Origin of the sequence: Rhodococcus sp. (in: high G+C Gram-positive bacteria) (genome assembly GCF_049591685.1) — a bacterium.
In the GTDB taxonomy this organism is placed as follows: Bacteria; Actinomycetota; Actinomycetes; order Mycobacteriales; family Mycobacteriaceae; genus Rhodococcoides.
The window spans coordinates 1-9,580 of sequence record NZ_JBAWFH010000107.1; the positions used below are offsets into that span (position 1 = coordinate 1).

Below are 9,580 nucleotides of genomic sequence, written 5' to 3' on the forward strand. Positions count from 1 at the left end.
GTCTCGATGTGCAGGAACGCGGGACGGCGGTGTCGACGTACCCAGTTAGCCGCTGCCGTCGACGCCTCGTGTGTGGCGACGAGGTCGCCGCCGTCGGCGTGGAAGTACTCGAGTCCCGGCCTGGCGCCGAAGTTCGAGGCTATCCACTTCGGCGGTGTTCGGACACTGATTCCGATGCCGTTGTCCTCGCACACGAACAGCAACGGCATCGGAACGCCCTGGTATCCGGAATGCGCGGCGCTGTTGATCGCGCCCAGCGCCGTCGAGTGATTGGCGGAGGCGTCACCGAAACTGCAGACGGCCACGGCGTCGAGGGGCCAGGGCGAGGGGACGCCCAGTTTGCGCGCCCGCGCGATGGCGAATGCGACGCCGACCGCGCGCGGAAGATGGGAGGCGATGGTCGAGGTCTGTGGGATGACCGCGAGGTCGGCTCGACCGAAGACCTTGTGCCTGCCGCCGGATATGGGATCCTCGGTGGCGGCGGCCAATCCGAGCAACACATCCCCGATGGCGTCGCTGCCACCACCCTGCCGGGCGCGTTCGAGAAAGAATGCGCCCGAGCGGTAGTGCAGCAGAGCAGGATCGGAGGGCCGGAGCGCTCCGGCGACCACCGCGTTGCTCTCGTGACCGGACGAGCCGATCGTGTAGAAGCCCTTGCCCTGCGAGCGAAGCCAGCGGGCAGCGAAGTCGAGGTGGCGGCTACCGAGTTGAGCGTCGAACAGTTCGAGTGCACGCGCACTCGTCAGCGCCGGGCCGAGCGACCGCGATCCCGGCACCGCGTTGGACACGGTGCCCAGAAAGTACGAATCGATCGCTTCGGCCATACCGAGCGAGTCTATGCGGCTCCGCCGCCCGTGTACGGAAAGTGCTGTTCACACAACATTAAGTGCACACGGGCGCGGAGCGCACTATCGCCAGGCGAGCAACAGCCCGTCTCTTTCGGAACGGACCCAGGGTAGGAACGCTGCGACGGCGACCGCGCACAGCATCGAGGCACCGACGGTGACGAACGACGCCAACTGGAATCCCTCCAGGGATGCAGCCTTCATGGCATGGACGAGTTCGGCCTTCTGGGTCACGAAGATCGGGTTGGTCGGTGCCTTGACGATTTCGACGACGCTCACCACGGTTTCGCGGGCGAACGCCTTCTGGAAGGGGTCCATGATCGAATCCGGGATGGCGTCGATGCGGGGCGCCACCTTCGTGGTGTAGATCGAGGCCACGATCGATCCGAGTACGGCGACACCGAGCGTGCCGCCCACTTCACGGGTGGTGTCGTTCACCGCCGATCCGGTGCCTGCTTCGTCGAGAGACACCGAGGACATGATCGAATCCGTTGCCGGGCCCTGCACGATGGCCAGGCCGAGCCCCATCAGGACCATCGACACCACGACCGGTCCGAGGTAGGGCGTTTCGACCTTCACCTGGCCTGCGATGAACATACCGACGCTCATCACGATCAGGCCGAAGACGATCACTGCGGTGGTGCCGATTCGCTGGGCGATCAGTGTGGCCAACGGCGCTCCGATCGCGATGGACACCGCGAAGGGTAGTGAGTGGATGCCGAATTCGAGGGGGCTGAGTTCCATGACGCCTTGGAAGTACTGCGTGATCATGAACAGAAAGCCGAACATCGAGAAGTAGGCGACGGCGATGGACAGGGCGGGCAGCGAGAACCGGCGGATGCGAAAGAGGTTCATGTCGAGTACCGGGGACGGGACCCGCAGCTCCCAACAAACGAAGAAGATCAGGCACGCAGCGCCGGCCGCGTAGGCACCGACACTGATTGCCGAGAGCCAACCCTGATGCGGCGCTTCGATGATCGCCCACACCAGGATGGTGATTCCGGCCAGTGACGCGATGATGCCGATCGGGTCGTACTTGCCGACCTGGCTTGCCTTCGACTCGGGAACGCACACGAGTGCAGCGAGCGCGACGACGATCGCAACCGGCATGTTGATCCAGAACACCGAATGCCACGAGAAGCGTTCGAGCAGGAATCCGCCCGCGGTGGGTCCGATCGCGATGGCGAAGCCTGCCATGGCCGTCCACGCTGCGATTGCGAGGGCGCGTTCCCGTGCGTCGGTGAAGATGTTGATGATGAGGGCGAGCGTCGCCGGGAACACCGCGGCCGCGCAGACACCCATCGCTGCGCGGGCTACGATCACCTGGCCGAGATCGGTGGCGACGGCGCCGCCGACGGACATCACCGCAATGCCGACGAGACCGACGATCATGAGCTTCTTGCGGCCGTACCGGTCACCGAGATGCCCGAACGCGAGCAGCAGGCCGGCGAAGGTCAGGGTGTACGCGTCGACTACCCACTGCAGGCCGCTGATGTTGGCGCGTAGCTGCAGACCCAGGGACGGCAGCGCCACGTTGACGACGGTGTTGTCCAGTACGACCAGTAGTTCTGCCAGGCAGATGACGGCGAGAGCCGCGTACCGACGGCGCGCGGACAGTGCCGGCCTGTCGAGTTTTTCGAGAGACAGAGGCATGTGAGATCCCTTCGACTATGACGCCGTGCATAGTGGCATCGTCGCAAGGTACCTATTACTTCGAGTTATATCAATAGTCGAACCGTTAGGCTCGCGCGTTGCCCACCCCGTCCAGGGCGCTGCCCAGCCACTGCAGAAGTTCGACTTCCACCCGATCGAGTGCACGGGTACTGCGCTGCGCCTTCGCGATGATCAAGGCACCCTCGAACGCCGAGATGGCCATGGTCGCGAGGCTGCGCGCCCGCTCCTGCGGAAGCCCGCGCTGCCACAGGGACGCGGCGATCGTGTCCTCCCAGGAGGTGAACGACTCCCCCGCAGCAGCCACTGCCGACGGGGAATTCGCACCCTCCAACGCAGCCGGGGCCACTGGGCAACCCGCGGTGTAGTCGGTCGATTCCAGTTGATCGCGGAACCCACCGATGATCGCCCGGAGCGTCGCCGCCGGACCCTCGTTCGCCATGCCCGCCGAGATCATCGACCCCATCAACGCACCGGCGGTACGCGTCGCCTCCTCGACGAGCTGCGGCTTGCCGCGCGGAAAGTGGTGATAGATCGACCCGCGCGGTGCGCCCGCACGCTCGATGACGTCGGCGAGGGAGGTGGCTTCGACCCCGCGTTCCCGAAACAGCAGCGCTGCACTGCGCAGCATGTCCTCGCGGGCGGTACTTCTACTCACTGGCCACTCCTCGAGTTTTGCCCGGCCCGTTGACGTGACCGACGGTGACACCTACGGTTGCTCGAAGGTATGCCCTTCAGCATAACCGTCGACGGATACCCAGGAGCGAGCTTTGGACACGCACGAGGACCGAACCACCACCGCGCTCTCCTCGCCGCTCGCACTGGCGTGTGGTCAGGTTCTGCCCAACAGGGTCATGAAGGCTGCGCTCAGCGAGGGCCTCGGGACGATGGCGCACGGTCCCGACGACCGGCTGGGGCGTTTGTACTCGCAGTGGGGCGCCGGCGGTTACGGCCTGGTGTTGACCGGCAACGTCATGGTCGACCGGTTGCACATCGGCGAGCCGGGCAACGTCGTCATCGAGGACGATCGAGATCTCGACGCACTGACCGCCTGGGCCGCGGCAAGCCGAAACGGAGCATCCCACGGGGGCGGCTCCCCGATCTGGATGCAGCTCAATCACCCCGGGCGACAGGCGAATCCGATCGCCACCCGCGCGGTTCCGATCGCACCGTCGGCGATCGCCCTCGACATCCCTGGCCTTCCGGCACCGCGGGCCATGACCGAACACGAGATCTTCGGCATCGTCGGTCGGTTCGCTACCGCGGCGACGGTTGCCGAAACCGCGGGATTCGACGGCGTCCAGATCCACGGCGCGCACGGCTACCTCGTCTCCCAATTTCTCTCCCCTGCGGCGAACAAGCGCGAAGACCGATGGGGCGGAAACCTCGACGGCAGGATGCGATTTGTTCTCGAAGTCGTGCGCGCCATTCGAGGCGCGGTGTCCCCCGGCTTCGCCGTCGGCATCAAGCTCAACTCGGCCGACTTTCAGAAGGGCGGATTCAGCGAGGAGGATTCTGCACTCGTCGTCGAACAGCTCGCAAACGAGCACATCGACCTCATCGAGATCAGCGGTGGCAGTTACGAATCCCCGGCGATGATGGGCCGCTCATCGAACGTGTCGGAGAGTACGGCGAAACGCGAGGCCTACTTCCTCGACTACGCACGTGAGGTCCGGCGCGCCGCGGGGACAGTCCCATTGGCCGTCACCGGCGGTTTCCGCACCCGTTCGGCGATGACTCTCGCACTGTCCTCGGGCGATTGCGACGTCATCGGTATCGGCCGTCCGGCGACGGTCATGCCCGCCGCGGGCCACGCGTTGGTGCGCGACAATCTCGATCGTCTCGACTCGCCCACCATCTCGCTCGGGCTCCCCAACGTGAAGATGCTGAAGGCGTCGAAGATGCTCAAGGCTCTCGATGGAGCGCTCGACCTGCAGTGGCACACCGATCAGCTCCACCTCATCGGCACCGGCGGAGAGCCCGACCCCGCGCGGCCCGTGTGGCGTACCGCGGTGACCACACTGCAGCGCAACGGTGTCGACGCGTTCCGAAGCAGGCGTGGCGGCACGTCGCCCGACCCCGCTCTGCGAAAGTTCCGCCGCGAGCGCATGGTCGGCCGCTACATGGCCAATCCGTTGATGCGGGGACTCACCGCAGCCGGAGTGCACGTGTCACTGATGACCGACATCGAGACGACGGGGCGTAAGAGCGGCCTCACCCGCCGAGTGCCGGTATCCGCGAAATTCGACGACGCCGGCGCCTGGATCATCTCGCAGCACGGCACCCGGTCCGGTTGGGGAGCCAACATCACCGACGATCCCCGGGTGTGCCTGCGCGTCGGCAACCGTTGGCGTACCGGCAAGGCGGAATTCGTGCCTGCCGACGACGTTGCTGCGCGGGCGAGGTCGTTCGCGAACTCACCCCTCCTCGGTCGCATCGTCGGCGCGGGCTTCGCGGCGCTGGCGACGACACCGATCTCGGTGCGGGTGACGTTCGACTGAGCGTGCGGCATCATGAGTCAGATGAACGCACTGTACGAGGCAACGAGGCATGGCCTGCGCTGACAGTGGATTCGTGGATCGACACGCGCGACACGGTCCACCTGTGGACGCAGATCGTCGGTAAGACGCGCATGGCGCTCGCCCCCGCCGTCAACCACTGGTGGGGTGTGCCGCTGTACGTCGACGCACGCGGGCTCACCACGTCGCTGATGTCCGCGAACGGGCGTGGCCTCGAGATCCGCTTCGATTTCCTCGCCCACGAAGTGCAGTTTCTCGTCACCGACGGCACCTCGCGCCGGATGACGCTCGCCCCGCGCACCGTCGCGGACTTCTACCGGGAGTACCGGACACACCTGCGGGACCTCGCATTCGAGATCGACATCGTCGGTACACCCGTCGAGCTGCCCGATGCGACACCGTTTGCCGAGGACACCACACACGCGTCGTACGACGCCGAGGCCATGGCGAAGTTCTGGCGATCGCTGGTGAGCGCGCACGGTGTCTTCTCCGCGTTCCGCGGCGACTTCCGCGGGAAGTCGAGTCCGGTTCACTTCTTCTGGGGCGCATTCGATCTCGCGGTCACCAGATTCTCGGGTCGGCCGGCCCCACAACATCCCGGCGGGGTACCCAACTGCCCGGACTGGGTGATGCACGAGGCCTACAGCGACGAGGTATCGAGCGCGGGTTACTGGCCCGGTGGAGCCGAGGAAGGAGTCTTCTACTCCTACGCCTACCCGCACCCGGAGGGGTACGACACCCATCCCGGCGTCGAAGCACCTGCGCACTGGGACACCAGCCTCGGCGAATGGGTGCTTCCCTATCACCTCGTTCGGCAATCGTCGGACCCGGCGCAAATGCTCACGAAGTTCCTGGAACAGACCCACCGAGCCGCTGTCGCAACAGCCCGATGGGACGAGATCGGCTAGCCGCGCGCCGCAGGATCTGCTCGGCGTGACGCAGAACCGGCGCGTCCACCATTTTGTCTTCGAAGGAGAACACACCTCTGTTGGAGGACACTGCGTCGAGAACTCTGGTGGCCCAGGCAACGTCCTCGTCCGAGGGTCGGTACGCGTCACGAATCACCTCCACTTGGCGCGGGTGGATCGCGACCTTGCCATCGAAGCCGGTGGCTACAGCGTCCTCCGACTCGGCCGCCAACCCGTCGAGGTCGGCGATGTCGAGGTACACCGAGTCGAGAGCGAACACGCCCCTCGCCTTCGCGGCCAGAAGAGTCGACGCTCGCACGTGCCGCGCTACGTCGCGGTAGGTGCCGTCGACGAACCGGCTCGAGGTGCCGCCGAGGGCGGCAACCAGATCCTCGGCGCCCCACATCGCACCGACAACACCGGGCGCGGACACGATGTCATCGATCGCGACGGCACCGAGCGGTGATTCGATGAGTGCGACGACCTCGTAGCCGTCCAACCGTTCGACCTGCGCGGCACTTTCCGTCTTCGCCAACATCACTCGGCGATACCGAGTGCGACGGAGCGAGGCGAGGTCGGCCTCGAAATGTTCGGTGTCGCAGGCGTTCACGCGGATGACTGTGCGTTCGGGGTCCTGCGGTGTTGCGACGAGTGCATCGCGAGCCGCGGGCTTGTCAGCTTCAGTGACGGCGTCTTCGAGATCGAGGATCACCACATCTGCTGCGGCGGCTGCTTTGCCGTAGCGGTCGGGACGGTCGGCGGGACAGAACAGCCATGCCGGTCCGGCCGGAACCCAACTCATGCCGGGTCCTCGCCAGGCTTCATCTGCACGAGAGTCTTGCGCACGGCGACGGCAACGACATCGCCGTGCTGATTTCGCCCGGTGTGGGTGAACGTGACTACGCCCTCCCCCGGCCGACTCGTGGATTCGCGCTTGTCCGAAATCAGCGTTTCGGCGTAAAGGGTGTCGCCGTGGAACAGCGGCTTCGGAAACGACACTTCCGAGAAGCCGAGGTTCGCGACGATGGTTCCCTGCGTCAACTGCGCGACGGATAAACCGACGAGCGTGGACAACGTGAACATGGAGTTCACGAGCCGCTCTCCGAACGCCGTCGACGCACTGTAGGCGGCGTCGAGGTGCAAGGCCTGCGTGTTCATGGTCTGAGTGGTGAAAAGCGTGTTGTCGGCTTCGGTGACGGTTCGTCCCGGTCGGTGTTCGTACACCGCGTCGAGTTCCATTTCTTCGAACCACAGGCCGCGCTGGCGGATACGGGTCACAGTCCGAGGCCTCTCGCGATGAGCATCAGTTGGACCTCGGTAGTGCCTTCGCCGATCTCGAGGATCTTGCTGTCGCGGTAGTGACGGGCAACGGTGTACTCGTTCATGAAGCCGTAACCACCGTGGATCTGCGTTGCATCGCGTGCGTTGTCCATTGCCGCCTCGGACGCGACGAGCTTGGCGATGGCCGCTTCCTTCTTGAAGCTCTTGCCGGACAACATCAGTGCTGCGGCGTCGTAGTACGCCGCGCGGGCTGCATATGCCCGCGCTTCCATCCGGGCAATCTTGAAGGAGATTGCCTGATTGCGACTGATCGGAGAGCCGAACGCCTCGCGCTCGCGTGCGTACTTGACGCTTTCGTCGACGCAGCCCTGCGCGACGCCCACTGCGAGCGCGGCGATCGCGATGCGGCCCTCGTCGAGGATGTGCAGGAAGTTCGCGTAGCCGCGACCTTCTTCGCCGAGGAGATTGGACTGCGGAACCCGGACGTCGGTGAAGCTCAACGGGTGCGTGTCGGAGGCATTCCAGCCGACCTTGTTGTAGGCCGGTCCGGCGACGAACCCTGGGCTGTCGGAGGGAACGAGGATCGACGAGATCTGCTTCTTGCCGGTGGTCTCGTCGACTCCGGTGACGGCGGTGACCGTCACCAATGCCGTGATGTCGGTACCCGAGTTGGTGATGAACTGCTTGCTGCCGTTGATGATCCAGTCGTCGCCGTCACGCTTGGCGGTGGTCTTGGTGCCGCCTGCGTCGCTGCCTGCGCCGGGCTCGGTCAGGCCGAACGCCGCAAGGTTGTTGCCGCTGGTGAGCTTCGGAAGCCATTCCTGCTTCTGCTCTTCGGTGCCGAATCGGTAGATCGGCATGGCACCGAGGGATACGCCGGCCTCGAGGGTGATGGCAACGCTCTGGTCGACCTTCCCGAGTTCTTCGAGTGTCAGACACAGCGCAAAGTAGTCGCCGCCCATTCCGCCGTATTCCTCGGGGAAGGGCAGCCCGAACAGCCCCATCTCCGCCATTCCGGAGACGACCTCGTACGGGAAGGTGTGCTCGGCATCGTGTTTCGCCGACACCGGTGCAACCACGGTGCGCGCGAAATCCGCGACGCTCTTGCACAACTGCTGGTATTCGTCGGGCAGGTTTCCCGTGGTCAGATAGCTGTTCACTGTTCTACTTCCTTCACTGAAATTACGTCTGCAGGGATTACTCGCGCGAGCAACTGGTCGACGCGGACCTGGTCTCCCGCGGCTACGAGCATTTCGACTGTGCCGTCGGTGGGCGCGGTCAGGGCGTGTTCCATTTTCATCGCCTCGACGACGACGACGGTGTCGCCTGCGCGTACCTCGGTTCCGTCGGCGGCGCCGACGGCGATGATGGCCCCGGGCATGGGGCTGAGAATGTCGGCGTTGCCGGACTGGGCGTCGTCGCCGCGGACACTCGCTTCCGGCACCTGCTTCACCGGCCAGGTTCCGTCGAACCCGGAAAGCCAGGTGGTCTCGCCGTGGTGGGCGAAGGCGTAGGTTGCGCGGCGTCCGTCGATCACCACCGATAGTTCCCCGCGAGTGCTGCTGATGGTCAATGCACGCGGGTCACCACCGTCGAGCACCGCGACCGCCGACTTCGGCGAACCGGTGATGGCGACGTGGGTCGTCTGCGTTCCCGTGCTGAGCCGGGTCACGGTAGAGGCATGAGCACCGACTCGCCAGCCAGTCGGAACGGACCACGGGTCGGCGTCGGCGTGCTGCCAGGTCGAGATCCAGCGCTCGGCCGCCGCTGCGATCAGGACGTCTTCCGGCGTGGCGACGGCAACGAAGTCGTCGACCCGTCGATCGAGCAGTCCGGTGTCGAGACGGCCTGCGACAACATCCTTGTCGGCCAGGAGGAATCGGAGAAATTCGATGTTGGTGACGACGCCCTGCACCGCTGTTCCCGCGAGCGCACGGTCCAGCTTGCGCAGGGCTCCGGCTCGGTCGTCCGCGTACGCGATGACCTTCGACAGCATGGGATCGTAATCGCTGCCCACGACGGTTCCGACGGACAGACCGGAGTCGACGCGGATGCCGTTGCCGGAGGGTTCGACGAGTCCGACGACGTTGCCGCCGGTCGGTAGGAAGCCTCGGCTCGGATCTTCGGCGTACACCCTTGCCTCGATGGCGTGACCGGTCATCGTGACGTCACCTTGCTCGAAGTTGAGCTTCTCGCCCGCGGCGACCCTGACCTGCCATTCGACGAGGTCGACGCCGGTCACCATCTCGGTCACGGGGTGCTCGACCTGCAATCGGGTGTTCATCTCCATGAAGAAGTACTCGTCGGGGCGCTCGGCCGAGACGATGAACTCGACGGTGCCCGCGCCGCAGTAGTC

General features: G+C 65.3%; 9 protein-coding genes. 2 read left to right on the plus strand and 7 right to left on the minus strand.

The window, feature by feature from the left end; translation table 11 throughout:
- The 3 genes from WBQ44_RS04765 to WBQ44_RS04775 all read right to left on the minus strand — a co-directional run.
- Nucleotides 1–824 (minus strand): thiamine pyrophosphate-dependent enzyme (locus WBQ44_RS04765; RefSeq protein WP_495565586.1); only part of this gene is annotated, 824 nt, incomplete at its 3' end.
- A gap of 84 nt (nucleotides 825–908) precedes the next feature.
- A complete protein-coding gene (locus tag WBQ44_RS04770) occupies nucleotides 909–2,498 on the minus strand; it encodes an MFS transporter (protein WP_495565587.1) in 1,590 nt (529 codons plus the stop codon).
- A gap of 85 nt (nucleotides 2,499–2,583) precedes the next feature.
- Nucleotides 2,584–3,174, minus strand: a complete 591-nt coding sequence (locus tag WBQ44_RS04775; protein WP_495565588.1) for a TetR/AcrR family transcriptional regulator — start codon at nucleotides 3,172–3,174, stop codon at nucleotides 2,584–2,586.
- 112 nt (nucleotides 3,175–3,286) lie between these two features.
- On the opposite strand from WBQ44_RS04775, the gene WBQ44_RS04780 reads away from it, so the two are divergent.
- Together WBQ44_RS04780 and WBQ44_RS04785 are read left to right on the plus strand one after the other, a co-directional pair.
- Complete coding sequence (locus WBQ44_RS04780) at nucleotides 3,287–5,017, plus strand: nitroreductase family deazaflavin-dependent oxidoreductase (RefSeq protein ID WP_495565589.1); 1,731 nt, start codon at nucleotides 3,287–3,289, stop codon at nucleotides 5,015–5,017.
- Nucleotides 5,018–5,076: 59 nt separating this feature from the next.
- Nucleotides 5,077–5,943, plus strand: coding sequence for a DUF5996 family protein (locus WBQ44_RS04785; RefSeq protein ID WP_495565594.1), 867 nt, complete (start codon nucleotides 5,077–5,079; stop codon nucleotides 5,941–5,943).
- On the opposite strand, the gene WBQ44_RS04790 is transcribed toward WBQ44_RS04785, so the two are convergent.
- The 4 genes from WBQ44_RS04790 to WBQ44_RS04805 form a co-directional block, all read right to left on the minus strand.
- Entirely contained in the window at nucleotides 5,876–6,745 is an 870-nt protein-coding gene (locus WBQ44_RS04790) for an HpcH/HpaI aldolase/citrate lyase family protein (RefSeq protein WP_495565590.1), read from the minus strand. The genes WBQ44_RS04785 and WBQ44_RS04790 overlap by 68 nt on opposite strands.
- The gene (locus WBQ44_RS04795) at nucleotides 6,742–7,221 is read right to left on the minus strand and encodes a MaoC family dehydratase (RefSeq protein ID WP_495565591.1); all 480 of its coding nucleotides are present in this window, start codon (nucleotides 7,219–7,221) and stop codon (nucleotides 6,742–6,744) included. Before WBQ44_RS04795 ends, WBQ44_RS04790 begins: the two co-directional genes overlap by 4 nt.
- On the minus strand, nucleotides 7,218–8,384 hold the full coding sequence (locus WBQ44_RS04800; protein ID WP_495565592.1) for an acyl-CoA dehydrogenase family protein: 1,167 nt from the start codon (nucleotides 8,382–8,384) through the stop codon (nucleotides 7,218–7,220). The genes WBQ44_RS04795 and WBQ44_RS04800 overlap by 4 nt, the downstream gene beginning before the upstream one ends.
- On the minus strand, nucleotides 8,381–9,580 hold a 1,200-nt coding region (locus WBQ44_RS04805; RefSeq protein ID WP_495565593.1), incomplete at its 5' end, for an ATP-binding protein. The genes WBQ44_RS04800 and WBQ44_RS04805, both read right to left, overlap by 4 nt.

Coding starts and splice junctions, on each gene's coding strand:
- WBQ44_RS04770 (WP_495565587.1), bottom strand. CDS start 2,498: ATGCCTCTGTCTCTCGAAAAACTCGACAGGCCGGCACTGTCCGCGCGC.
- WBQ44_RS04790 (WP_495565590.1), bottom strand. CDS start 6,745: ATGAGTTGGGTTCCGGCCGGACCGGCATGGCTGTTCTGTCCCGCCGAC.